Consider the following 26,240-nt stretch of genomic DNA (forward strand, 5'->3'; position numbering starts at 1 on the left):
GTCCGCCGTGCGCGGATCGGCGAGGGCGCGCTCGGGTGCGGCGGGCCGCCCCGTAGCGGCGCGCGGGTCAGGAGAGCCAGTCGGCGTAGCGGGTGGGGGCGAGGTCGGCGCCCGTGTCGGTGAGGACGTCGCCCTTGACCGCGCCGAACATGCCGGCGGTCGGGTCGGTGACGACGGTGCGGTTGTCACCCTTGGCGGACAGGGTGATCCGGCCCAGCTCGTCCAGGGGGAAGACCTCGGGACCCGCGATGTTTCGAATGCCGCGCAGTGGGGGACCCTGGGCCACATCCGTCACCGCGGCGGCCACGTCCTTGGCGGCGATCGGCTGGATCGGCGTGGCGGGCAGCCGGACGGTCTCGCTATCGGCGGTCCAGGACATGGCGGCGTCCATGAACTCCATGAACTGCGTCGCCCGGACGATCGAGTAGGGGATCGGCCCGGTCGCGAGGAGCTCCTCCTGGAGCGCCTTCGCCCGGTAGTAGTCCAGCTCCGGCACCTGGTCCACCCCGACGATCGAGAGGATCACGAAGTGGCCGACACCGGCCTTCTGGGACGCGGCCAGCAGGTTCTCCATCGAAGTCCGGAAGAAGGCCAGGGAGGCTTCGTCGAAGGTCGGGGAGTTCGCCACGTTGACGAGGACGTCGACCCCCGCCACGGCCTCGTCCAGCCCCTTGCCGCTGATGATGTCGACTCCCGTGGATGGCGAATGCGGTACCGCCTCGTGCCCGGCGGCTTTCAGATTCTTGACGACCTGCGACCCGATGAGCCCGGTGCCGCCGATGACCGCGAACTTCATAACAGGCCTTTCGTCGAGGTATGTCCGTAACGGGATGGATAACCCCCATACGTCAATCCATGCACCGAGCTCGAGCACGTTCCGTCCAAGGCCGTCCACGGCCTTGGAGGGGATGGCTCCCGGGATGCCATGTCGCCTCGCTCAAAGATCGACGAGCGGGGGCGGGGGCTCTGTGCGCACGGTAGAGGTGGCGTCGCGGGCCTCTCCCGGCTGCGGGCGCGCCGGGCGGCGCCCGCACGCACACACGCACACACGCACACACGCACACGCATGCACACACATTGGGGAGACAGGCATCATGGCCAAGAGCACCGCGCGGACTCCTGCCACTCCGGACGCGCTGATGGATCCACTCCTCAACCGTGGCGTGGCGTTTACACGGCCGGAGCGGGACGAGCTGGGCCTGACCGGCCGGCTGCCGTCCGGGGTGCTGACGCTGGAGCAGCAGGCGCAACGCGCCCACCAGCAGTTGCGATCTCAAGGCAGTGACCTGGCCAAGAACGTGTACCTGGAGCAGCTGCACGACCGCAACGAGACCCTGTACTTCAAGGTGCTCACCGACCACCTCGTGGAGCTGTTGCCGATCGTGTACGACCCCACGGTCGGCGAGGCGATCGAGAAGTACTCCCATGAGTACCGCCGCCCCCGTGGCGTCTTCCTCTCCATCGACGACCCGGAGGGCATGGAGAAGGCTTTCGCCACTCTGCGGCTCGGGCCCGAGGACGTGGACCTGATCGTGTGCACCGACGCCGAGCAGATCCTGGGCATCGGCGACTGGGGCGTGGGCGGGATCCAGATATCGGTCGGCAAGCTGGCCGTCTACACCGCGGCGGCCGGTATCGATCCGCGCCGTGTCATCGCCGTGTCACTGGACGTGGGCACGGACCGTGAGTCGCTGCTGAAGGACCCGCTGTACCTCGGCAACCGGCATCCCAGGGTCCGCGGCGCCGACTACGACGCGTTCATCGAGACGTATCTCCGGACGGCCTCGTCGATGTTCCCGCGCGCGCTGCTGCACTTCGAGGACTTCGGCCCGAGCAACGCCCGGCGGATCCTGGAGACGTACGGCCGCAGCTACCGGATCTTCAACGACGACATGCAGGGCACCGGTGCGATCACCCTGGCCGCGGCCCTGTCGGCGGTCAAGGTCGGCGGGGTGCCGATGCGCGACCACAAGCTCGTGGTCTTCGGCGCGGGCACCGCCGGGGTGGGCATCGCCGACCAGCTCCGCGATGCCATGATCCGCGACGGCGCGAGCCCCGAGCAGGCCACCGCGCAGGTCTGGCTGATCGACAAACAGGGTCTGCTCACACGTGACATGACCGACCTGCGCGACTTCCAGCAGCCCTACGCGCGCGACCCGTCGGAGGTCGCCGACTGGGCCGCCGACGGCGGCGCGATCCCCCTGCTGGAGACCGTGCGCCGGGCCGAACCGACGATCCTGCTCGGCACCTCCACCGTCCCCGGGGCGTTCACCCGCGAGGTCGTCGAGGCCATGGCCGCGGGGACCGAGCGCCCGATCGTCTTCCCGCTCTCCAACCCGACCTCGCGCATCGAGGCCATGCCGGACGACATCATCGCCTGGTCGCAGGGCAAGGCCCTGATAGCGACCGGCATCCCCGTCCCACCCGTGGAACACGACGGGGTGACCTACCGGATCGCGCAGGCCAACAACGCGCTGCTGTACCCCGGACTGGGCCTGGGCACGATCGTCTCCGGAGTGTCCACGGTGACCGCGGACATGCTGCTCGCGGCCGCTCAAGCGGTGGCCGACCAGGTCGACCTCGGGCAACCGGGCGCTTCCCTGCTGCCGCCGGTGGAGAACCTGCGGGAGTCCTCGGCGGCCACCGCGACGGCGGTGGTCAAGGCGGCGGTCGGCGAGGGCGTCGCCTCCAGCGAGCCGGCCGATCCCGCCCAGACCGTCCGCCAGGCCATGTGGGAGCCCGTCTACGGCGACGGAGCGGCGTCATGACCGCGCGCCACCCCGCCTCGGCCGGGGGCGGCGACGACGCCCCGGAGATCCTCGACCTGCCCATCGGTCTGCACGCGGCCGGGACCCGCCGGGAGACCGACTCGATGGGCGCCATCGACGTCCCGGCGGACCGGTACTGGGGCGCGCAGACACAGCGGTCCCTGATCCACTTCTCCATCGGGGACGACCGGATGCCCAAGGCCGTCTACCACGCCTACGGCCACGTCAAGAAGGCCGCCGCGGTCGTCAACGGGCGGGCCGGGCGGCTGCCGGCCTGGAAGGCCAATCTGATCCAGCGGGTGGCCGACGAGGTCATCGCGGGCAGGCTCGATGACCACTTCCCGTTGTACGTGTGGCAGACCGGGTCGGGAACGCAGTCCAACATGAACACCAACGAGGTGATCAGCAACCGGGCGATCCAGCTGGTCGGTGGCGAGTTGGGCAGCAAGTCGCCCATCCACCCCAACGACCACGTCAACATGGGGCAGTCCTCGAACGACACCTTCCCCACCGCCATGCACGTGGCCGCGGTCAAGGCGGTCCACGAACGTCTGCTGCCCAGCGTGCGGGCGCTCCAGCGGGCGATCGAGGCCAAGGCGGACCAGTGGCGCGACGTGGTGAAGATCGGCCGCACCCACCTGGAGGACGCGGTCCCGCTCACCGTCGGACAGCAGTGGTCCGGCTACGCCCGGCAACTGGACCAGGCCGCCGACCGGGTCGCCCGGTCCGCGGAAGGACTGCACGAACTCGCCGCGGGCGGCACGGCGGTCGGCACGGGGCTGAACGCGCCACCGGACTTCGGCGAACGGATCGCCGCCGAGATCGCCTCGGCCACCGGCTACCCGTTCACCACCGCCGCCAACAAGTTCGCCGCGCAGGGCGGCCTGGACGCCATGGTCGGCGCCTCGGCCGGGCTGCGGGCCCTTGCCGTGCCGCTGATGAAAATCGCCAACGACATCCGGTGGCTGGCCTCGGGGCCCCGCTGCGGCCTCGGTGAACTGCGTCTCCCGGCGAACGAGCCGGGATCCTCGATCATGCCGGGCAAGGTCAACCCGACCCAGTGCGAGGCGATGGTCATGGTCTGCATCCAGGTGCTGTCCGAGGACTCGGCCATCGCCTTCGCGGGCTCGCAGGGCAATTTCGAGCTCAACGCCATGCGCCCGGTCATCATCAACAACTTCCTGCACGCGGCCACCATCCTCACCGACGCCTGCGCCAAGCTGCGCCAGTACTGCATCGAGGGCGCCCGGCTCAACCGCGACCGGATCGACGATGACGTCAACCGGTCCCTCATGCTGGTCACCGCGCTCTCCCCCGTCATCGGCTACGACAGGGCCTCGGCCATCGCGCACAAGGCCGACGACGAGGGCACCACCCTGCGCGAGGCCGCGCTGGCCTCCGGCGACGTCACCCCGGAGGACTTCGACCGCATCGCCGACCCGGCGGCCATGGTCGGCCCGGTCGAGCGGCGCGGGTGACGGGACATCGTGCGGGCCGTCGAGTTCCGGTTGTAGATATATGCGTCTGTCTCGCTCGGAACATACGCTTCCGCACCTATGGCGTGCCACACTGTGAGTGGCCCTCACCGCATCCCCCGTCGGTGAGGGCCACTTACCTGATGCGGCGTGGCGCATGGCTGGCCGCCGCTTCCGCGGCCTCCATTGCGCTGCTCGCCATTGGCGCGGGCTACGTGACCGAGCTTCGTACCCGGAAGCGCGTGTTGATTCACTGATACCGCGTCGATCGGGCCGTTCCTCCCGATGGGCGGGAACCGCCCGTGGCCCTGATCCGGGACGGGGACTGTGGAAAACCCGAAGCCGAGACCTCGGGTTGGCCGGATGGCTGGTCCGACACGCTCGTTTCTAGGCTCGGACGCATGTCGATGACCCGTCGCAGGACCACCTGCCGGACAGTAACCATCGTCGCCGCCGCGTCCCTTGTCGCACTCGGCCCGGCGGGGTCCGGAACCGCAGCCACCGCCCGCCCTTCCCCACTCCAGCAGGACACCGACGCACTTCATGCCGATGGTGTCACGGGGGTGTCGGTCACCCTGGAAACGCCCGAAGGAGTGCGAACGGCCCGCAGCGGGGTCGGTGACCTCAGCACCGGACGGCCGGTGCCTCGGAACGGCTATGTGAGGATCGGCAGCACCACGAAGACGTTCGTGGCGACCGTGTTGCTCCAACTCGTCGGCGAAGGACGGCTGTCGCTGGACGACACGGTGGACAGCTGGCTGCCGGGCGTCGTGCACGGCCAAGGCAACGACGGACGCAGGATCACTCTGCGCCAACTGCTTCAGCACACCAGCGGGCTGCCCGACTACGTCGGTGACGTCGTCCCGGACCTCAGCGCCGCCGGATATCGCGAGAATCGCTGGACCACCTATACCTCCGAGGAACGCGTCGCCTTCGCCATGCGGCACCCGCCGTCCTTCGCACCCGGCACCGGCTGGAAGTACTCCAACACCAATTACCTCCTCGTGGGCATGGTGATCAAAGCGGTCACCGGCCATGCCTGGGAACAGGAGGTTCAGGACAGAATCGTGCGTCCCCTGGGGCTCACGCACACGTTCGCCCCCGGCAACTGGCCCCTCATCCCTGGCCCCCACGCCCGCAACTACCAGCAGTTCGGGCCGCGCGGCGCCATGACCGACACCACCATCGCCTACTTGCCCTTCGACGGTGACGCCGACGGGTCGCTGATCAGCACGCAGGAGGACACCAACAGGTTCTTCACCGCGCTGGTAGGAGGTGAGCTCCTGGCCCCCGCGCAGCTGGCCGAGATGCAGCACACGGTCGAAGTGCCCCCCGACCACGGATCCCCGCCGGGCACACGCTATGGGCTCGGCCTCGAGTGGACCCCGCTGTCCTGCGGTGGTGGGTACTGGGGACACAGCGGCAATGGATTCGGCTATACGGCGTGGCCGGCCTCCGACGGGCGAAGCGCCATCACCGTTTCCTTGCACAGCCGACCGGGCGATGAGGACACCGAAGGGCGCCAGCTCCGGGATGTCGCCGGCCTCGTCGACCACGCTCTGTGTTCCTCGGAGTAGGGGCCGACCCTCCAGCCGTGGCCGCAGGTGCGCTTGAGCGTCGCTGTCAGACCACTTGCGGGTTGACGAGCCGGAGGAGCAGGAGCAGTGGGCCTACGACGTCGACCGGCGGGCGGAGGCCGAGGCCCCCTTCCAGCCGGGGCATCCGCGCTCACGTGACGGCGCGTACCGCATCAGCCCGAATGGTGCGGGTGAGGGCGGCTTCGACCTGCACGGCGACGAGCGTGAGCCCTTCCGCCGCATCTCCCACGCGACGACTGAGAAGGGGCCCTCCGCGGGGCCCCATGGCCGACCAGCTTCAGGTGACGGTTCAGGCACCTCGCCGGACCCGTTCCCGAGGTCAGGGCAGCGGCTGCTCGCACCAGATGAGCTTGCCGCCCGGTGTCTGCCTCGTGCCCCAGCGCTGAGTGAGCTGTGCCACGAGCATCAGGCCACGGCCGCCTTCGTCGAACACCCGGGCTCTGCGCAGATGCGGCGCGGTGCTACTGCCGTCGAATACTTCGCAGATCAGTGAACGGTCGCGAATGAGCCGCAGCTCAATGGGCGTCCCACCGTGGCGAACGGCGTTCGTGACCAGCTCGCTGACCACCAGCTCGGTGACGTAGCCGGCTGTTTCCAAGCCCCACTCGCGCATTTGACCGACGGCCCGCGCACGAGCGACCGACACCGCCTCGGGCTCGGCCGGCACATCCCAGGTGGCGACCCGGTCCACGTCGAGGCGCTGGACCCGGGCCAGCAGCAGCGCGGCGTCATCGGCGGGGTGGTCGGGGAACAGCGCCCTGGAGACCCGGTCGCACAGGGCGTCGGGCGAGCCACTCCCACCGGTCAGCTCGCGCAGCAGCCGATGGACTCCCGTGGCCGCGTCGCGCTGCCGGGACTCGATGAGGCCGTCGGTGTAGAGCGCGAGGAGGCTGCCCGCCGGCAGCTCCACGTCGATCGACTCGAACGGCAGGCCACCCAGGCCCAGCGGAGGGCCGCCGGGCAGTTCCAGCAGCTCCGCTGTCCCGTCCGGCCACACCGCCGCGGGGAGCGGATGCCCCGCGCGGGCGAGGCAGCAGTGGCCGGCCACCGGGTCGTATACGGCATACAGGCAGGTGGCGCCGGTGTCTCCGGGTGCGATCCCCTCCGCCCCCGTCTCGGACTCGGTGGCCAGCCGGATGACGAGGTCGTCGAGCCGGGTCAGCAATTCGGCCGGAGCCAGATCGACGTCCGCGAGAGTCCGCACGGCGGTGCGCAGCCGACCCATGGTCGCGGATGCCTGGAGACCGTGGCCGACGACGTCACCGACGACGAGCGCCACCCGCGCGCCGGACAGCGGAATCACATCGAACCAGTCGCCGCCCACACCGAGTTCGGGGGCGCCCGGCAGATACCGGAACGCCGCATGGACCGCGGATTGTTCCGGCAGCCGCTGGGGCAGGAGGCTGCGCTGCAGTGTCAGGGCCGCCATGTGCTCGCGGGTGAAGCGCCGGGCGTTGTCCAGGCAGACGGCGGCCCGCGCGACCAGTTCCTCGGCGAGGGACAGATCCTCGGCCTCGAAAGGCTCACCACGTCGCGACCGGAGGAACATCGCCACACCCAGCGTCGTGCCCCGGGCGCGCACGGGCACGATCATCCAGGAGTGGATCCCGTACTCCTTCACCTTGGCCAGGCGCGCCGGATCCTCCGCGATCCAGGAGATCGCCTCGCGCATGGTCCGGTACAGCGCGGACCGACCAGTGGCCAGGCAGCGGGCCTGTGCCGAGTTCGCCGTGTACCAGTCCACCTCCCCCACCCTGACCACGGCCTCCGGCGTGCCCTCCCGAACGGACCGGTGCGCCACCCGGCGCAGCACCACCCCGTGGACCGGGCCCGGCGGCGGCTCCTCGCCGGTCAGCAGCGCTTCCACCAGGTCGACGCAGACGAAGTCGGCGAGCCGGGGAACCACCAGGTCGGTCAGCTCCTGTCCCGTGCGCATCACATCGAGGGTGCTGCCGACGCGCGTGCTGGCCTCGTTCAGCAGGGCCAGCCGTTCCCGGGCTCTGTACTGCTCGGTCGAGTCGATCATCGTGGCGCAGACACCGACCACATGGCCGGCCCGGTCGCGCAGCGGGGAGGCGGACACGGTGAAACGCCTGTCGTGGTCGGGGTCGCGCACGGTTCTCCCGGAGAGGAGGAAACCCTCCTCGGCCCGCCCCGTGTCCAGCACCCGGCGCATCCGCGCCTCCCACTCCCCGACATCGGCCCCGGTCACGGCCGCGGACAGGCCCTGACCGATCCGCTCCTCGTCGGGTACGCCCGTCAGCCGGCGCATCGCTTCGTTCTGCCGTACACAACGCATCCCGGTGTCGTAGACCGCCACGGCGACAGGAGAGCCGGTCAGGACCCAGTCCGCCAGCGCCTCGGCCGTCGGGGACACCTGCTCCGCCCGGGACACCGTCCCCGGCTCCTGGACCAGCAGCCAGAGCGGCCCCTCGGCGGCCCCTCTCAGGAGGCAATACGCCCGGCCCCGCACCCGCCGGCGCCGGCCTTCCGGGCGCCGGACCCCGAGTGTGCCGCGCCACTCGTCCGCGCCTGAGGTCCGCCAGTGGGGATGGGTGTCGAGCAGGTCGGCCACCGGACGGCCGACGGCATCACCGGCGCCGAGGCCGGTCAACCGGGCCGCATCGGCGCTCCACGCCACGACACGGCCCAGCGCGTCCGTCACAGCCAGTGGTGTTCCCGTGTCTCCGGGCAGCGCGGGCGCCTCGTCGGACGGCGTCACGCGGTCCTTCATGCACTCCAGAGTGCCCCCAGGGCCATGCGCAATCAACCAAAGGGCCGGTCGGCCGCGGGGGCGGCGGCGACGCCCCCGCGGTGCGATCAGCAGGTGGAGCTGGCCTGGGTGAGGAGGCCGAGGCGCCAGGGCAGGGTGTTAGTACCCGGAGGGGGAGGCGGACGATGCGGAGGACGCCGGTGAGGCCGTGGCCCTGGCCGCGGGGGTGCCGCCCAAGGCGGTCAGAGTGGCGTTGTAGGCGGGCTTCTTGTTGCCACTGCCGTTGAAGAGCAGGGGGTTCTCCCCGGCGCGCCAGGAGTCGGTGTCCCGGATGCCCCAGACGGTGATGCCGGCGCAGCGCGCGACGTTCATGCAGGCCTTGACCGTGTTGGCGTACGCGGTCGTCGGCGCCTGGGCGATGTCCAGTTCGGTGATCTGCACGTCCACACCGAGGGCGGCGAAGTTGGCCAGGGTGGTCTGGAAGCTCGCCGGCGGGCCGCCGGTGCCGAAGTGGGCCTGGAAGCCGACGCAGTCGATGGGTACGCCACGTGACGTGAAGTCGCGCACCATCCGGTAGACGCCCTGGGTCTTCGCGTCGCTCCAGTTCTCGATGTTGTAGTCGTTGTAGCAGAGCTTGGCCGCGGGGTCGGCCGAGCGTGCGGTGCGGAAGGCCTGCTCGATGAAGCCGTCGCCCAGCAGGTTCTGGAAGACCGAGGGGCGGTGCTGGCCGCTGCCGCCGTCGGCGAACGCCTCGTTGACCACGTCCCAGGCGTAGACCTTGCCCTTGTAGTGGGCCATCTGCGTGGTGATGTGGTTGTTCATCACGCTGCGCAGGGTGTTCGCGTCGCCGATGGAGCTGACCCAGCCGGGCAGCTGGGAGTGCCAGACCAGGGTGTGGCCCCGTACGCGCTGCCCGCGCGAGAGGGCACGGTTGACGATCTGGTCGGCGGGGCCGAAGTTGAACGAGCCGCGGGACCGCTCGGTGGTGTCCCACTTCATCTCGTTCTCGGGTGTGACCATGTTGAACTCGCGGTCCAGGATGGTCGAGTACGTCGAGTCGCCGAGCTTGCCCGCGGCCACGGCGGCCCCGAAGTACCGCCCGGACTGCGCCGCCTGTGCGCCCAGGGTGGAAGCCTTGGGGGATGAGGGTGCGGATGAGGGTGCGGATGAGGACCCGGATGCGGATGCGGGTACGGCGGTGGCGGTCCCGGCCACCGCCATGACACCGGCGGCGATGAGCCCTAACGCCGAGGCGCGGCGTCGGTTGTGTCGACCGCGCCGTTCGTGTCGTTCGTGTCGTTCGCGTCGTTCGCGTCGTTCGTGGAGGTTCATCTCTCTCCTCGAAGGGGTGGGAGTTACCTTGGGAGCGCTCCCAGAATTGGCCGTACGAGTGCGCTCGCGTCCGTGTCCGGACAGTGGCCCAAAGAGGGCCGGTCAGGGGGTGGTGAGTTCGAACCGGGAGACGTTGACCGAGCCGCCGAGTGCCTGGGTGGCGTGGTTGAAGATGGCGTACCGGTAGCCCATGAAGAACCGCCAGTCGTTGCCCATGGTGAACGAGGGCCCGAGAGGGGTGAAGCGAGTGCCGTCGGTGCTGTAGGAGAAGGTGCCCGGCCGTCCCGCGCCGGGGCGGATGTCGGCGGTGGCGCGCAGCCAGATGCGGCCGCCCTGGACAGCGGCGCTCGCGAGTTCCGTTCCGGTGCCGGTGGTGTTCCAGTTGCCGTCCATGGTCAGCCCGCTCACCATCGCCACCCGGGTCGCACCGCCGTCCCGTTTCACACCGATCCACGCGGACGAGTCGCGCAGCAGCGCCAGTCCGGCCCGGTCGCCGTCTCGCATCGCGGAATAGTCGAGCTGGACGGTGGCGGTGGAGGTGGGCCCCTGGATCCGGTGGGTGAGGGTGTTGCGGGCCCCGTACAGGTCGTTCGTGACCGTCGCGGTGCGCAAGGTCAGGCCGTTGTTCACCGACCACTTGGTGTTGTCCGGGTTGTGGTTCCACTCCCACGTCGGCTTCAGGGTCGTACCGTCGAAGGTGTCGACGCCGGTCAGCGGGGCGGCCCGGAGGGGCGGGGCCGGGGCGGCGGCAGGGCTGGGATATGACGCGCCCCAGGCACCGTTGACCAGCTGCACCACCGGCCAGCCGTCGGAGGTCCAGGTGACCGGGGCCAGTACCGGGATCCGGCCGCCGGGGTAGGCGTCCACGAAGGCCATGTAGTACCAGGCTCCGCCGGGAGTCTGTACGAGCCCGCCCTGGTGCGGCACCCCGCCACCCGGGACCGGACCGCGCAGGTCGAGCAGGACCTGCCGCATCGTGTAGGGGCCGAACGGGCCACTGGTCGACTTCAGGATGTACTGGCCGTTCGCCGGACGGGTGAGGAAGATGTAGTAGTTGCCGTTGATCTTGTAGAAGCGGGAGCCCTCCAGGGTCCCGACGCTCGACGGCGTGGTGAACACCCGCTGCGCACGGACCTGGCCGCGCCCGTCGGCGGTGAGCTGGGCCACGCTGATGGTGGTGTTCCCGTACGACACGTACATGGTGTCGTCGCTGTCGATGAGCAGACCAGCGTCGTAGTAGGCGTTGTTGATGGTCGTGAGCCTGTTCCAGGGCCCTTCGACGGACGGGGCGGTGTAGATGTACGACGTGGAGAACTCCACGCAGCCGAGCCAGTAGAACGTCCGGTTGCTCGGGCGGTAGGCCAGCGACGACGCCCAGATGCCCTTGACGTAGGCGCGGGAGCCACCCAGATCGTACGCGGGGCCGAAGTCCAGCACCGGCACCGAGTGACCGGCGAATTCCCAGTTGACCAGGTCGTACGAGCGGAGGATGGGCGCACCCGGCGAGTAGTGCATCGTAGAGGCCGAGTAGTAGTAGGCGTTGCCGACGCGGATGATGTCGATGTCCGCGAAGTCCTGCCAGATCACCGGATTGGTGTACTGCGCCGCGGTGGCCGTGGGGGCGGCGATCGCGGGGTTGCCGCTGGAGGCGGCGGCGCGAGCCGCGAAGGCGGCGGGGGCCGCGGCCCCCGCGATCAGGCCGGTGGCCGTTGCCAGGGCCGCGCGGCGGCTGTGCTCGTGATGACGCCATGACATGGAGGATCACTCTCCTTCTGGCATGAGCGGAGGAGTCACAGGGGCGACGATGGACGTACGGCATCACATGCGCGCGGATGTGCCTCGTGCCACGGCATGCCCGCCCCACCCGATAGCCATTCGAGATACCGAACGACAATCGGCAGTTCGGACAAGCATGGATGATAGGCAGGTGGCGAGAGACGTCAACACCCCTCGCGCAACTGGTGTTTCCCGCCCGCGCCTTGCCGGCGGGCGATCCGCCGCCGCGGGGGCCGTCCCGATGCCCTGACCCGCGAGGCGCCGTGCCGCGCCCCGGCCGGCCCGAGGTCCGCGATGAGGCTGGGCGGCACGGGCGCGCCCGGCCCGGCCGTCCCGTCCAGGAGTTCGGGGCTGTGCGGTGCCGGGCGGGGCCGGATTGATGCACATGACGCATCGACAGATCCCGGTCCGGATGCTGGACACCGTTCGGCCACGGCTTGGAGACTCACCCTGACACGGCGACGCCCCGCCACCTGCCTCGCCATCTGCCCCGCCCCCGGAACGACGCCGCCCCGCCACGCGTCGGCGCGCACCACGCCGTACGGCTCTTCCTCGGTTCACCGCACCAGGCGAACGGCTCCACATCCGGCCCTCCCCCGGGCCGCCCGACACCTTACGGAGGACCCATGCGCGACCTCACCAGACGTACGGCGCTCACCATCGCCGCGGGTACCGTCACCGCCTCGGCGGTGAGCAACGCGGCCACCGCGGCGGCCGATGCCCAGGCGCCGCGCCGACGGGCGGCGTCCGGAGCCGGTCCCGCTCTGCGGACCGCCCTCGTCACACGGGTGACACCCAGGAACAACTGGCGGGTGACCGCCGTCGCCATCCACTACGCGAACCCCATCGACCCGCGCGGCGGCGTCATCCCACCCACCGCGTTCCAGGTCACCGCCGACCTCGGCAGGCAGAGCGCGGCCCGGACGGTCACCCGGGTCTACCCGAACACCGCGGCCGGGACGGACGACCACCACACCCCGGGACGGCCGGGCAGATACCTCATCATCGAGCTCGACCCGAACGACCCCAATGCGCAGGCCTCCGGCACCGACCCCCTTCCGCTCCATCGCGCCTACGCCATCAGGCAGGTGGCCGATGTGCGGACCCCGGACGGCGACCTGGTGCTCGCGGCCGGCCCGCTGGCGATCCGGAACGACGACGTCATCACCCCGGTGGTCGACGGCTTCACGGCGGGATCGTTCACCGACTCCACGGGATTCGAGCTGGCCTTCCGGCTCCACCAGCCGGAGGGCTTCGTACGGAGGCCGGGGGCGGCCACCCGGTATCCGCTCGTCGTCACCCTGCACGGCGGCGGCGAGGTGGCCGACAACAACATGACCCAGCTCACGGCCAATCGCGTCGCCGTCACCTTCGCCAAGCCGGAACGCCAGCGTCGGCACCCGGCGTTCGTGCTCGCCCCACAAATCCCCCTCCCCCGCCCCATGGACGGACCCGACGGTACGGACTGGACGGACCCCAGGGTCCGGGCGGCGCTGGTCGAACTCGTCGACGCCTTCACCACCCAGCGTCCCGTCGACGCGGATCGGATCTATCTCGTCGGCCTGTCATCGGGCGGGCGAGGCATCTTCGACCTGCTCCCGAGGCGCCCCCACACCTTCGCCGCGGCCCTGGCCACCGCCGGCTGGGGCGACCCGTCCACCATGGGCGGGATCACACACATCCCGATCTGGGCCGATCACTCCATCGACGACCCGGTGGTCCCCTACCGCGAGGGACGGTTCGGAAAGCCCGGCACCTGGACGCTGATGAACGCGCTGGAGAGCGCCGGTGCGCGGATCACCCGCGGGGAGTGGGCCAACGACCTGCCCAAAGCGGAGTTCGAAGCCCGGTCCAGGGCCCTGCTGAACCGGGCCCGCCGGGCCGGCAGCCATGTGCTGTTCACCAGCTACACGCCCGGAACGACGCCGGTGAGCCCGCACTTCGCGTGGGCACAGACCTATGAGAACGACGTCGTCATCGACTGGCTCTTCGATCAGTCGCGTTAGGCTCCTGTCGCCGAGGCCCAACCATCGCCCCCGGTCAACGTCACCCGGGCTCCGCGACGAGCCGGCGGTGATGGCGCAGGCCGGGGCGTCCGCCAACGGTGGCGTCCGCCACGACGGTGAATCCATTGCGGCCGAGCACGGTCCTGGAGGCCACGTTGTCGAGGGTGGTGTACGCGGTGAGGGCGGAGAGCCGGTACGCCGTCGCGGCCAGGCGGCACACCTCTTCCACCGCGGCGGTCGCCATCCCCCGGCCCGCGGCGCGCTCGCCGATCCGGTAGCCGAGTTCGGCGCCCCCTTCCTCGACGTCCACGAGATTGACGCGGCCGACCAACTCCCCCTGGTCGTCCACGACGACATGGAAGTGGCATATACCGGCGTCCTGCTCGGCGAGCCGGGCACGGTGCACGGATGCGAACTCCTCGAAGTAGGCGTCCCCCCGGTCCGAGATCGTCCGAGCGAAGTACTCCCGGTTCTCGCGCTCGAAGGCCAGCAGGGCAGGCGCGTGGTCGGCCCGGAGCCGTTCCAACCTCAACATGCGCAAAAGTATACGTAACGAAGGCCGCGCCGGCCCGCGATCCGGGCCCGTCAAGCATTCGGCGCGCAATTCTCTCCGGTCCGCCGTATCCCGGGTTCGCGGTATCTTCCGGTCCGCCGTATCCCCGGGAAAGAAATCCACGATCTGCCTGTGCATCATGCCTATCCCTCAAGTATCCGGCCCGAGTAGCCTGTTCTACCGCCGATACCGTCGTGCTTGGGAGGCTGAGAGCCAGTGATCGTACTCGGTTACAACGGATTCAGCAGAGGTGCGGAGCTTTTCGGCCGTCTCTACGGGGCGACTGGTGTCGGCCGTAATCTCTTGGTGGGTCATGACGCCGCGGCGGCTCTGGTGATCGACGGCGAGGTGGTGGCGGCGGTCGAGGAGGAGCGGCTGAGCCGGGTCAAGAAGACCTCCGATTTCCCGGCCCACGCCATCACCTGGTGTCTGAACTCCGCCGGTGTCGACCTCGACCAGGTCGACGTTTTCGCTTTCCCCTGGCGGTTTTCGCCGACGGTGGCCGAGGAGATGATTTCGGGGATATGTGACTCCGACATGCCGGTCACCGCCAAGTTCGACGCCCTGCGCAGCACGGGTGAGCTCTACACCGGCATGCTCAGCCCCGACGCGGTGTACCACGACTTCGTCGAGCGCACCGGCCACGAGCTGGATCCCAACAAGCTCACCCTGGTGCCCCACCATCTGGCCCATCTCATGTGCGGCGCCTACCTGGCCGGCGGGGGCGACGCCGCCTTCGTGGTGAGCGACGGCCGGGCGGAGACCCTGTCCTCGGTCATGGGCGAGCTGCGGAACGGCGTGGTCCGCCTGTTCGACGGGACCGCGGTCCCCATGACCAGCTCGCTCGGGGTGACGTTCGGGAGGATCACCCGCTATCTGGGGTTCGTACCGAACAACGACGAGTACAAGGTGATGGGCCTGGCCGCGTACGGCCCGCCGCCGCAGCACAACCCGCTGCTCGAGCGCGTTGTGCGGCTGCACGAGAACGGCTCGTACACCATCTCCACCCCACGGGACATTTCGGCCTACTACGCGCTGTTCGACGAGCTTTTCGGCGGTGACAGCGAGAAGCGCGAGCAGTTCGACTTCCGCGTCAAGGTCGCCGGGCTGGCACAGCACATGGTCGAGGCCGTCACCGCTCATCAGGTGCGGGCGCTGACCGCGGCCTCCGGCCTGGACACCCTGCTCTTCGAGGGCGGGCTGGCACTGAACTGCGTGGCCAACACGAAGATGCTGGAGAGATCGTCGTTCACCGGCATGGAGGTCAGCTTCGGGGCCAGCGATCCCGGGGTCGCCATCGGCGCGGCCGTGTACGCCGCCGGTCTCAGGAATCGGCCGTCTGACGCGGTCACCACCCCCTACCTGGGGCCTTCGTACGACGAGCGGCAGGTCCAGGACGCGCTGGCGGAGTACGCGGACCGCGTCGAGTGGCAGGAGGAGCCCGACGCCGCCTCGATCGCCGACCGGACGGCGGAGCTGCTGGCCGGGAAGAACGTCGTGGGATGGTTCCAGGGCCGGACCGAGTTCGGGCCGCGTGCGCTGGGCAACCGCAGCATCCTCGCCAACCCGGCCTTCCCCGACATCAAGGACATCATCAATCTCCGGGTGAAACACCGGGAGCCCTTCCGGCCGTTCGCGCCCGTCATCCTCGAGTCGGAGGCGCCACGCGTCTTCTCGATGGGCAAGAAGACCTCGTCCCCGTACATGACCTTCGTCTTTCCGGTGCGGAAGGAGTACCAGGAGCGGATCCCCGGCGCCTGTCACGTGGACGGAACGGCGCGGGCCCAGACGGTGAACGAGCGGCAGAACCCCGCGCTCGCCCGGCTGTTGCGTGCCTTCACGGCGCGGACGGAGGTGCCCTGCCTGCTCAACACGTCCTTCAACGTGGCCGGTGAGCCCATCGTCTGCTCGCCGCGGGACGCGTTGGAGTGCTTCCTGGCCACCGAGATCGACTATCTGGTCATCGACCGGTTCGTGATCACCAAGAAGGGGAGCTGAGCCGCCGGCCCGCAGGGCGCGTGCGCCCCGCGGGCCGGCACCGCTCAATCCTTCGGGAGCTGAATGGGCTCGTTCGGCCCGCCCTTTGTCTCGATGGTCAGGAACGACAGGACGTCATCGCCGATGTTTTTCAGGTCATGAATATGGTATCGCCCCGCGGGGCAGCGGAAATGCTGAGTCTGTCCGCGGCCATAAGAGATCTCGTGGGTGGTGCCATCGCTCGAGTGCTGGCGGGCCCGGCCGTTTGTCAGGGCTATCCAGAAATAGTCGAGCACATGCCGGTGGACGGGAATGCGTTCTCCCGGCCGAAGGTGGGTCTCCCAGATGCGCAGTGAATCGGTCTCTTTCACCAGCGTCTGGCCGATCCACCCATGATGGGCATTGGTGTCGAATTCCTTGTGCAGCTGCGGGCTCCAGCGGGCGTAACCCTCGGCGACGACAGTGCTGGACACGGGGATATCGGAGCGAGAATCTTTACCCACGAGCGGGATCCTTTCGCTGAACGATACGGCTCACAGAGCGGAGGTGAGTGCTTCGAGCAGGGCGGTGTTCGCGCGCCGATCGCCGATGGTGATGCGGCAGGTATCCGGGATCACCCGCCCGGTGTCGGCGACGACGATGCCCGCGCCCCGAAGCTGGTCCATCACGCGCTCGTGCTTGTGCAGCCGGACGAGGAGGAAGTTGGTCTCGGAGGGGAACACCCGGGCCACCGCGGGGTGCTCGGTCAGCGCCGAGGCCATCCGGTCGCGTTCGGTGCGGATGCGCTGGATGCCGGCGAGCACCCGCCGTACGTCGGTCAGCCGGTCCCGCACGGCGTGCTGGGAGGCGTTGGTGAACCCGAAGGGCACCTGCACCCGGCGCAGCGCCTCGATGATGCCGGGCTGGGCCAGGGCGATCCCGCAGCGCGCGCCGGCGAGTCCCCATGCCTTGGAGAGTGTTCTGAGCACGATGAGGTTGTCATGCTGGGCGATCAGCCGGGCGTACGAGGGCTTCTCGCTGAACTCGACATAGGCTTCGTCGATCACCACCAGCCCCCGGCCGGGCGCCACCAGTTCGTGGACCTGCTCCGGGTCGAGCCTGGTCCCGACGGGGTTGTTGGGGTCGCACAGGATGGTCACCCGTGGATCGGCCGCCAGGATGCGGTCGGTGTCGAGCTCGGACAGGTCGTCGCCGCGCAGCGGTACGTCGACGACGGGCAGGCGCAGGAGGTGGGCGAAGTGGCCGTAGAGCGGGAAGGTGGGTGGCGTGACGCAGACGCGCTCGCCGGGTGACGCCAGCGCCGCCAGGAGCAGCATGACGCCGTCCACCGAGCCGCTGCTGAACAGCAGGTGGTCCGCGCTGAGCGCGTCCACGCCCTCGTGGCCGGGCAATGCCGCGATCGTGGCCAGGTAGGTGGCGGCCAGCTCTGTCGTGTCGAGGTGGGGATACTCGCCCGCGGCGCCCAGGAACGGGTTGGTGTTGCTGGACAGGTCGATCGTGTCGAACCGGGGCACTTGGCGGAAGCGGGCCGGGCCCGGGACCGGCACCCCCGTGACGGGGGGAGCCGCGTACTCCGACAGCGTGTGTTCCGCGCCCCCTCCCTCCGGGGACGCGAGGCCGGGGGCGCGCAGCCAGTGGTCGAGGGGCACGAACAGATCGGCTCCGAGGCGGCGCGCGCGGGGGACGTCTCCCCGGCCGAGGTGGACCCACTCCAGGCCGGAGCGCCGGGCGTGGAGGTACAGCAGGTACACGGACGCGGCGAGGAGGCCGTCCCGTGCGGCGGGGTCGTCGTGGTCAATGGCCTGGGTGAGGGAGTAGATCCCCCGGCCGTTGTGGGACGTGGTGAGGAGCCCGGCCTGGACCACGGCGTCCTGTCTGCGGCGCACGAGCATCTCGGTGCGTTTCGCCAACGGGCCGTGTGCCAGGGCGTCGAGGGCGTCGGCGCTGTACAGGTTGTCGTGGCCGCCGTGGCGCTCGGCCTGACGCCGGTGGAGCGTGACGAAGGCGTCTCGCGCCCAGGGACTCCCGTCGAGCTCGCTCAGCCGGATCCGCTCCCAGGTCATCTCGCGGGAGACCTCGCGGTCGCGGCGGCGGAGGTCGTCGAGTCGCTCGGCGCCGATACGGGTCCGCAGGACCTCGTCCACGTCTCCGGTCAGCCGGACGACACACTCGCTCTCGGTGGCGATCGGAACGAGCCCCGCCGCCCGCAGCCCGCCGGTGTCGTCGCTGCGGCGCACGTTGGGCACCAGGACCTGGGACACCCCCAGTGCCTCGGCGCGGCGGACCAGTTCATCGAGGGCGCGGCGGGCGGGGGCGGGGCTGGTCGGGTGGTACGGGGACCCGCCGCCCATCAGGGTGGGGCGCTCGAGCACCGCGGGGTCCAGGGCGGCGAACGCGCCCGCTCCTTGGTCCAGTCGGGTCAAGGAGCACACCGGGTCCGGGGACCCGAGGGCGGCGGACAGCACATGCTGAAGCGCGTCGATATCTGCGGACCTGCGCATGCTCGTTCTCCACTCCTCGTGGTCACTGGGGTGTCCCGGCCCGGTGCGCGTCCAGGTACGCGTCGATGCGGTCGCGGTACTCCTCGAACAGGTCGGCCACGGTGCGGGCGATACCGGCCCGCCAGCCGATGGTGCAGTCGCCGATCAGGCGCCGGCGGACGTCGTGGTCGAAGATGGCCGTTTCCCGGCTGTAGTCGCCGCGGTCCAGCCGCACCGGCACGCCGGTGAGCGCGGACAGGTACTCCAGCAGGTCGGTGATGCCGACCTCCTCGTCCCCACCCCAGTTCACGACCCGCGCGGGCGCCCGCGCCACATCCCACAGCAGCGGCACCTGGCGCACGACGTCATCGGTGTGCAGCAGATTGCAGTAGTTCTGGCCCTCGCGGGGCACCGCGCAGGGCTGCCCCTTGCGCATCTGGTGGAACAGGATCATGGGCACGCCGCCGTGGCCGTACGGGCCGTAGGCGATGTTGAGGCGGGCGATCACCGTCGGCAGCCCGAGTGTCTCGGCCAGACCGCGTGCCACGCCTTCGGCGGTGATCTTGGCGACGGGGTAGGTCGGCAGCCATGGCGCGGCCCCGCCCAGCGGATCGCTCTCCCGGTAGCGATGTGTCCGGTCGGCGCGGTTGTAGACGACCCCGGACGAGACGTACAGGAACGACTCGGCGGCGGAGCAGTGGGTCATCAGCCGTGCGGTGCCGACCGCGTTGACGCGCGCGGTGTCCTCGAAGTCCTTGCCGTCGCCCCGGTGCACCGCCGAGTGCAGCACATGGGTGAAGTCGCGCGGCAGGCCCTCCAGGTCATCGGTGGCCATGTCCCAGGTGGCGGTGTGGGCGCCCGCTTCCTCCAGCGCCTCGCGGGCGTGGGGGTCGCCGAACCGGCCCAGGCACCACACCTCGTTGTCGACGGCGAGCGATTCGGCGACGGGCCTCGCGACCTGTCCGGTCCCCCCGGTGATGAGTATCTTCTTGCCTCGCATGATGGGCGGCTCCTGGTGGTGTCAGCGTTGCCTTTCCCGGTTCTCAGCCGAGCGCGCGGGCCAGTTCGTGCCGCAGGGTCGCCTGGAAGGTGTGCACATGCCGCGGGCTCATCAGGGTGTAATGCTCCCCTTCGACCTCGATATAGGTGTTGGGGTCGCGGGTGAACTCGTCCCAGTGGCTGAGCTGGTGGTCCAGCCACTCCTCCTTGGTGCCGCGCAGCGGAGTGCAGTAGAAGACCTTCACCCGGCCGACCGAGCCCGACGGTTCGTAGGTGCGGCCCAGGTGCACCATGCTCTGTGCGAGGTGCACCCAGTCGGCGAACCGCTCGAGGGTGAGGTCGAGTTCGGCCAGCCGCCGCTTCGGGGCGTGGTCGATCAGATGGGCCAGCTGATCGGCCTCGGGCAGTGGCCGGAGGGTGGCGGTCAGCCGCTCGATGTCGGTGGCGTCGATGAGTTCGAGGAAGAGCGCCAGGTTGATCGCGCCATCGGTGAAGGTGATCTCGTTCATGCGGTCGGAGATCCGCGGTGGCAGGTTGAAGACGCCCACGAAGTCGACCTTGTCGCCGTCGGCTTCCAGCCGCTTGGCGATCTCGAATGCCACCGCCCCGCCGTAGGAGTACCCCGCGACGGCGTAGGGGCCGCTGGGCTGCGCCCGCCGGATGGCCTCGACGTAGGTGGACACCATCTCGTCGAACGACCCGAAGTGGGTCTCCCCCTCCCCGAATCCACGGGCCCGCAGCGCGTAGAACGGCCGCTCGCCGGTGAAGTACTTGGCCAGATTGACGAATACCAGCACCTCCCCCAGACCGGGGTGGACGCAGAAGAGCGGCGTCCCGTCCCCGGTGATCTGCAGCGGCACCAGCGGATCGTAGGTGGCGTCCCCGCCGGCGCCCTGCCCGGCGGTCAGGCGGCCGGCCAGCGCTCGTACGGTCGGGGCCTGGAGGAGCGTGGACATCGGCACGTCCTCGATGCCGAACGCGGCCTGGATCTCCAGCTTGAGCCGCAGCACGTCCAGCGAGGTGCCGCCCAGGTCGAAGAAGCCAGCAGTGGCCGACACCGCCCTGGTGTCCAGGACGCGGGCATAGATCTCGGCCAGTGCGGCCTCCACCTCGCCCTCCGGCGCCACATGGCCGCCGAGGAACCGGGTGCTGATCTCGTCCGACCGGCGGGCCGCCTCGTCCAGGCTTCCGTCCTCGACGGCCGCGCGCAGCCGGGACCGCTGGATCTTGCCGAGGTTGCCACGGGGGATCTCGTCCGCGGCGACGGGGAGGATCAGCTGGGGACGGAACCCCCAGTGCATCACGGTGGAGCTGCGGATCGCCACGATGGCCCGGTACACGGCGATCTCGTCGGCGGGGTCGCCCGCCGGAACGAAGGCGATGGCGAGCTGTTCGGTGTCGGCCCCCTCGGGCCGGATCGGGAACGCGGTGACGTGGCCGCGCTTCACCCCGTCCAGCTCGTCCAGGACCGCTTCCAGGTCGTGGCTGTAGTAGTTGACACCGCTGACGATGATGGAGTCCTTGGTGCGCCCGACCAGCATCAACCGGCCGTCGGGGTCGAGGTGGCCCAGGTCTCCGGTGCGGAACCAGCCGTCGGCGGTGAACGCCTGCGCGGTGGCCCGCTCATCGCCGAAGTAGCCGCCCGAGACCATCGGGCCGTGCAGCTGCACCTCCCCCGGCTCGGCCGCTCCGGGCCGGTCGGTGGAGGCCAGCACCGTGCCGTCGTCGTCGGTGATGCGAATCCGCAGGCCACGCACCGGGCGGCCCAGCGGGGGGAACTCCGTCTCCCGGTCACGGGTGGCGAAGTCGCGGTTGAACACACTGCCCGCGCACGTCTCGGTCATCCCGAACGCGGGCACGATCACATCTCCGCGCAGCCCGTAGGGCGCGAGCGTGTCCAGGAACGCCCGTACGGTGGCGGTCACGGTGGCCTCGCCGCCGGAGATGATGTGCCGCACCTGTGACAGGTCCACCTCCTGCCGCGACGGGGGCCGCCCGGCGAGTGCCTGGTTGATCTGCCCGAAGAGGAAGTTGGGGGTGAACGTCACTCTCACCCGATGAGCCGTGAGCAGCCTGAGGAACTCCACGGGGTCGGCCAGCACGGTGGCCGGCACCGTCATGACCTGGGCGGCGCCGTTGAACATCGGCAGCAGATGCGCCTCTATGGCGGCGATGTGATCGACCGAGATCCAGTTCAATGAGGTGTCGTCGGGCCCGAGGTCCAGCGCCCCCGACTTACCGGCCTGCGCCGCCAGCAGATTGGCGTGGGTGAGCCTGACCGCCTTGCTCGATCCGGTGGACCCGGAGGTGAGCATCAGCAGGGCGAGATCGTCCGGCGCGGGCGCATGGAGCTGATCGGGCCCGGCGGCGGCGTGGCTCAGCTCCTCGACCGTCACGGACCGCAGTCCGGCCTCGGGCAGCTCTCCATGAGCCGTCTTGGACACGATCACCAACGGGTCGCCCAGGAGCGTGCGCAGCTGCTCCAGCTGGGCACGCCACCGGGAAGGGTCGGCCGGCGGCGCGATCGGGCACGGTACGGCACCGGTGAGTACGCATCCCCAGAAGGCGCGGAAGAAGATCTCCGGATCACTGGCCGCGATCAGCACTCGGTCGCCCGGGGCGGTGCCGCGCTCCCGCAGCCCTTGCGCGATCCGGCAGGCGCACTCCCGCAGCTCGCCGTAGGAGAGGAACGGGCCGCCGATGAACGTGATGCCGTGAGTCGTGTCGCGGGCCGCACGCTCGAGCAGCTGCGGGAGTGTCGAAGCATGACGTTGATCCGGCATGGGGGAAGTCCTCCGATCGGAAGGGACGGAAAACCATGGCGAGCAGGGCTGGGGGCGCTCGGCGCGACGCCGCGCCGGAGGAGGGGCACCAGGGCCGGGCTGTGACATCCCCATCGACGGTGGTGCGCATCGCGGGGCACGGCCGCACGCGGCCGGGGCGGGCGGAGCTCGGCGCCCGCGGCACGTCTGATCGAGGTGACGCGATCGCGCCGGCGCCGGGGTGTCCCGGGCCGGTGGCCCGGCCGGTCCGGCCGTCAGATCAGGTGGATCCGACCTCATTGAATCGCACGACGTCCTCGATCGTCTTCCGCAGTTTCAGCTCATCCGGATCGGAGACGATGGCCTGTCCCACGCGGCCATACGGCCCGACCGGCGCATCAGGCGATGCATCGTAGACGATCTCATCGAAAAGGAAGTTCCGCTCAAAGTCGCTCTGGGTCACATCGCGTCCGCTGGGGCGACGCAGAAGAATGTATCCATGGAAGCGCTCCGGCGTGCGCTGGTCGGCCAGGGCCCGAGTCGCCCCCTCCCCCAGCGCGAGGCTGATTTCGACGTCAAAGAGATCGACGCCGTATGTCAGCTGGTTGACCCGAGGGGACAGCGCCCCGGGGAGGCGGATGGCGCACTCGCCGAAGGTCAGCCCCTCTTCTGTCGCGAACGCTTCCATATGGAATACGCAATCAGGCGCGTTCAGGCTGGCGAGCGCTTGTCCGGCGAGCGTCTCCATCTCCTGGAACAAGGCGGAATGCCGCCTCCGGTCCAGGAGGTACGCGGACAGAATGCCGCCCTGTACGGCCCTGAGCGGTGAGGTGTGATAGCCGCTCATGGACGACCACCGAAGGCCTCCCTTTTCCCAGACGCCGTCGAGATAGACCTCGGGAGCGTCCATGAAGGACTCGGCGACGATCTCGACATCCGACTGGCCGGTGAAGGGCGTCAGGGCCTGTGCGTACTCCTCCGGGGTGCGGACGATGTTCGTACGGAGAGCGCCGGCCCCGGTCGCCGGCTTGACCACGAAGACCTCTCCCAGATCGTCGGCGAGGTCCGTGAACGACGTGCCCACGGCCACATGACGGCAGCGCGCTCGCTTGACCTGGGGCGGCAGCATGCTCTTCTGGAGGTACTTGTCCCGGAAGCGGAGAGCCGTCCCGGAATCGGCATTCCCGGGAAGGTTCAGCTGCTGCCGTAAGTAGGTTGCTCCGAATACGCCCATTTCATGGACGCTCAGCACCCCGGCCGGATCGTCAATGCCCGCGGCCAGCACTGCCCGGAAAATTTCCTGGGCGTTCTCCATGTCGGCGACCCATGTGAATCTCCGACTTTTCGGCGGGCTCGCCGGCGCCTGGACAATATAGTAAGGATCAATGCCGCGGCGCCGCAGTGCCTGATCGAGATCGCCTCTGTACCCGATAACAATCATCGTCGGCATTCTCGCCTCCCCGTTACGGCTGGCCAAAACTTGAAGAAGTTATTTGCCGTACCGAGGCATCGTTTCACAGGGATACGAAAATGTGATCCATTGAGGATGCGCTTGTGACGCAAGTCACAAGCCAAGCAATGAGGGCGAATGGAATTTCTCATTCCATTCGTGCTCATGGAGTGTATTCACCATTCCGGTCATGCCTCGTATAGCACTACATGGAGAAAACCACGCCACCGGGACCGGGCAGTGCGCCACGGACCGGCCAGGACGCCCTCTGCCTGGGTGCGACACACCCAGGCAGCCGGTCGCTGCGTTTCGTAGCCTGGCGGCATGGGTGACAACGACCTGGGAGAATTCCTGCGAAGCCGCAGGTCAGGGCTGCGGCCCGAAGAAGTCGGGATGGCGAGCCACGGCGCCCGCCGCGTTCCCGGGCTGCGCCGTGAGGAGGTCGCGGTGCTGGCCGGTGTCAACGCCGACTACTACACCCGCCTGGAACAAGGCCGGGAGCGCCACCCGTCGGGGCAGGTGCTCGACGCGCTCAGCCGCGCGCTGCGCCTCGACGGCGACGCCCGGGACCATCTGTTCCGGCTCGGCGGCACGGTGCCCCACACCCCCTCCGTCCACGTGTCCGACCAGGTCAGTCCCGGGTTGCGGCAACTGATCGACGGCTATCCGCACACCCCTGCCTTCGTGCTCAACCGGACCCTGGACATCCTCGCCACCAACGCGCTGGCCGACGCCCTCTACTCGCCGTTCCACCCGGCGGACAACCTGGCCCGCATGGCGTTCGCGGACCCCGCGGGCCGCGCCTTCTACCAGGACTGGGACCGGGCGGCCCAGGCCACCGTCGCGAACCTGCGCCAAGCGGCGGGCCACGAGCCGGACAACCCGCGCCTGCGCGAGCTCGTGGACACCCTCAGCGAGGACAGCGCGGACTTCGCGCGCCTGTGGAACAGCCACACCGTGCGGGGCAAGACCCAGGAGGCCAAGCGGTTCCTGCACCCCGACGTCGGTCCCCTCACGCTCAGCTACCAGGCGTTTGACATACGGGAGGCCCCGGGCCAGCAACTCGTCATCTACCACGCGGAGCCCGGAAGCGGCAGCGCGGAGGCCCTGCATCTGCTCGGGTCCATCCACGCGACACGCACCCGGCCCTCCCCGCGCGGCGCGGACCGTACCTGAGCCCGAGCGCCCTTCTGGATACGGTGAGGAGCCGGTCGGCCCCGGCCCCTCACAGCCCGTCGGTCGGCGTGCTCAGTCGCGCGCGAGCAGTTCGAGCGTGTCGATGACGCGGTTCGAGAAGCCCCACTCGTTGTCGTACCAGGCCACCACCTTGATGTGCTTTCCGTCGACGCGGGTGAGGGCGGCGTCGAAGATGGACGACGCCGGCCGGCGGGTGATGTCGCTGGAGACCAGCGGCTCGTCGGAGTAGTCGAGGATGCCCTTGAGCCTGCCGTCGGCGGCGGCGCGGTAGGCCGCGAGCACCTCGTCGCGGCTGACCTCCCGGGAGACCGCGGTGTTCAGCTCCACGATCGAGCCCACCGGCACCGGTACGCGGATCGAGTCGCCCGACAGCTTGCCGTCGAGGTTCGGCAGCACCAGGCCGATGGCCTTGGCGGCCCCGGTGGTGGTGGGCACGATGTTCACCCCGGCGGCGCGGGCGCGGCGCAGGTCGCGGTGGGGGCCGTCCTGGAGGTTCTGCTCCTGGGTGTAGGCGTGCACCGTGGTCATGAAGCCGTGCTCGATACCCGCCAGGTCGTCCAGCACGGCGGCCAGCGGGGCCAGCGCGTTCGTGGTGCACGAGGCGTTCGAGACGATCACGTGCTCGGCCGGGTCGTAGGCCTCGGTGTTCACACCGTAGGCGAGCGTCACATCGGCACCGGCGGAGGGGGCGCTCACCAGCACGCGCCGGGCACCGGCGCGGAGGTGGGCGCGGGCGGCGTCCGCCGCGGTGAAGCGGCCGGTGGACTCGAGCACGATGTCGACGCCGAGCTCGGCCCACGGCAGGTCGGCGGGCTCGCGCTCGGCGAGCACCTTGATGCGACGGCCGTCGACGACGAGGTCGGTTCCGTCGACCTCGACGGAGCGGCCGAGGGGCCCGAGCGCGCTGTCGTACTTGAGCAGGTGGGCGAGGGACTCGGGAGCGGTGAGGTCGTTGACGGCGACCACCTCGAGGGCGCTGTCGCGCTCGAGCAGGGCGCGGAGGGTGTTGCGTCCGATGCGGCCGAATCCGTTGACGGCGATGCGGGTCATGGAGATTCCTTTCGTTTCCGTCCCCATCGTCGGCATCCGGACCCCGGCCCAACAGCGGCATGAACGCCACCACACGCAAGGATCCCGCCACGCCCCGCGGCCTT

The 26,240-nt window shown here is 69.8% G+C and carries 16 protein-coding genes and 1 pseudogene; 6 read left to right on the plus strand and 11 right to left on the minus strand.

The window, feature by feature from the left end:
- Positions 1–67 precede the first annotated feature (67 nt).
- On the minus strand, positions 68–796 hold the full coding sequence (locus IEJ02_RS00730; protein WP_191062829.1) for an SDR family oxidoreductase: 729 nt from the start codon (positions 794–796) through the stop codon (positions 68–70).
- Between the two features lie 298 nt (positions 797–1,094).
- On the opposite strand from IEJ02_RS00730, the gene IEJ02_RS00735 reads away from it, so the two are divergent.
- The 3 genes from IEJ02_RS00735 to IEJ02_RS00745 all read left to right on the plus strand — a co-directional run bounded on the left by IEJ02_RS00735 (position 1,095) and on the right by IEJ02_RS00745 (position 5,820).
- Positions 1,095–2,768, plus strand: a complete 1,674-nt coding sequence (locus tag IEJ02_RS00735) for an NAD-dependent malic enzyme (protein WP_191062830.1) — start codon at positions 1,095–1,097, stop codon at positions 2,766–2,768.
- Positions 2,765–4,246, plus strand: a complete 1,482-nt coding sequence (fumC, locus tag IEJ02_RS00740) for a class II fumarate hydratase (protein WP_191062831.1) — start codon at positions 2,765–2,767, stop codon at positions 4,244–4,246. Before IEJ02_RS00735 ends, fumC begins: the two co-directional genes overlap by 4 nt.
- 398 nt (positions 4,247–4,644) lie before the next feature.
- Positions 4,645–5,820, plus strand: coding sequence for a serine hydrolase domain-containing protein (locus IEJ02_RS00745; protein WP_223863185.1), 1,176 nt, complete (start codon positions 4,645–4,647; stop codon positions 5,818–5,820).
- Between the two features lie 340 nt (positions 5,821–6,160).
- On the opposite strand, the gene IEJ02_RS00750 is transcribed toward IEJ02_RS00745, so the two are convergent.
- From IEJ02_RS00750 to IEJ02_RS00760, 3 genes and pseudogenes are all read right to left on the minus strand, one after another.
- A complete protein-coding gene (locus IEJ02_RS00750; protein WP_191062832.1) occupies positions 6,161–8,575 on the minus strand; it encodes an ATP-binding SpoIIE family protein phosphatase in 2,415 nt (804 codons plus the stop codon).
- A 144-nt stretch (positions 8,576–8,719) separates the two neighbouring features.
- Positions 8,720–9,775: pseudogene (locus tag IEJ02_RS00755) on the minus strand (glycoside hydrolase family 10 protein); the annotation flags it as partial.
- A 213-nt stretch (positions 9,776–9,988) separates the two neighbouring features.
- Positions 9,989–11,641 (minus strand): glycoside hydrolase family 43 protein, encoded by a 1,653-nt coding sequence (locus IEJ02_RS00760; RefSeq protein WP_191062833.1) that lies wholly within the window; start codon positions 11,639–11,641, stop codon positions 9,989–9,991.
- A 647-nt stretch (positions 11,642–12,288) separates the two neighbouring features.
- Between IEJ02_RS00760 and IEJ02_RS00765 the strand changes: the two genes are divergently transcribed.
- Positions 12,289–13,668: a PHB depolymerase family esterase gene (locus IEJ02_RS00765; RefSeq protein ID WP_191062834.1), complete on the plus strand. Its 1,380-nt coding sequence runs from the start codon at positions 12,289–12,291 to the stop codon at positions 13,666–13,668.
- Positions 13,669–13,708: 40 nt separating this feature from the next.
- Here the strand turns inward: IEJ02_RS00765 and IEJ02_RS00770 are convergent, their stop codons facing one another.
- Positions 13,709–14,203, minus strand: a complete 495-nt coding sequence (locus IEJ02_RS00770) for a GNAT family N-acetyltransferase (RefSeq protein ID WP_191062835.1) — start codon at positions 14,201–14,203, stop codon at positions 13,709–13,711.
- 234 nt (positions 14,204–14,437) lie between these two features.
- Here IEJ02_RS00770 and IEJ02_RS00775 point away from each other — a divergent pair, with 234 nt between their 5' ends.
- Positions 14,438–16,219 carry a carbamoyltransferase family protein gene (locus tag IEJ02_RS00775; protein WP_191062836.1) on the plus strand — a complete coding sequence of 594 codons (1,782 nt, stop codon included), beginning with the start codon at positions 14,438–14,440 and terminating at the stop codon, positions 16,217–16,219.
- 44 nt (positions 16,220–16,263) lie between these two features.
- On the opposite strand, the gene IEJ02_RS00780 is transcribed toward IEJ02_RS00775, so the two are convergent.
- From IEJ02_RS00780 to IEJ02_RS00800, 5 genes are all read right to left on the minus strand, one after another.
- Positions 16,264–16,671 (minus strand): cupin domain-containing protein, encoded by a 408-nt coding sequence (locus tag IEJ02_RS00780; RefSeq protein ID WP_275557976.1) that lies wholly within the window; start codon positions 16,669–16,671, stop codon positions 16,264–16,266.
- 60 nt (positions 16,672–16,731) lie between these two features.
- On the minus strand, positions 16,732–18,699 hold the full coding sequence (locus IEJ02_RS00785) for a pyridoxal phosphate-dependent aminotransferase (RefSeq protein ID WP_191062838.1): 1,968 nt from the start codon (positions 18,697–18,699) through the stop codon (positions 16,732–16,734).
- A 22-nt stretch (positions 18,700–18,721) separates the two neighbouring features.
- Positions 18,722–19,678: an NAD-dependent epimerase/dehydratase family protein gene (locus IEJ02_RS00790; protein ID WP_191062839.1), complete on the minus strand. Its 957-nt coding sequence runs from the start codon at positions 19,676–19,678 to the stop codon at positions 18,722–18,724.
- A 43-nt stretch (positions 19,679–19,721) separates the two neighbouring features.
- Positions 19,722–22,460, minus strand: coding sequence for a non-ribosomal peptide synthetase (locus IEJ02_RS00795; RefSeq protein ID WP_191062840.1), 2,739 nt, complete (start codon positions 22,458–22,460; stop codon positions 19,722–19,724).
- 259 nt (positions 22,461–22,719) lie between these two features.
- Positions 22,720–23,889: an ATP-grasp domain-containing protein gene (locus IEJ02_RS00800; protein ID WP_191062841.1), complete on the minus strand. Its 1,170-nt coding sequence runs from the start codon at positions 23,887–23,889 to the stop codon at positions 22,720–22,722.
- Between the two features lie 324 nt (positions 23,890–24,213).
- Between IEJ02_RS00800 and IEJ02_RS00805 the strand changes: the two genes are divergently transcribed.
- A complete protein-coding gene (locus tag IEJ02_RS00805; protein ID WP_191062842.1) occupies positions 24,214–25,065 on the plus strand; it encodes a helix-turn-helix transcriptional regulator in 852 nt (283 codons plus the stop codon).
- Between the two features lie 72 nt (positions 25,066–25,137).
- Here IEJ02_RS00805 and gap read toward each other — a convergent pair whose 3' ends face one another.
- Positions 25,138–26,136, minus strand: coding sequence for a type I glyceraldehyde-3-phosphate dehydrogenase (gene gap / locus IEJ02_RS00810; protein ID WP_191062843.1), 999 nt, complete (start codon positions 26,134–26,136; stop codon positions 25,138–25,140).
- Positions 26,137–26,240 lie beyond the last annotated feature (104 nt).

Origin of the sequence: Streptomyces sp. 5-10 (assembly GCF_014712245.1) — a bacterium.
GTDB lineage: Bacteria > Actinomycetota > Actinomycetes > Streptomycetales > Streptomycetaceae > Streptomyces > Streptomyces violaceusniger.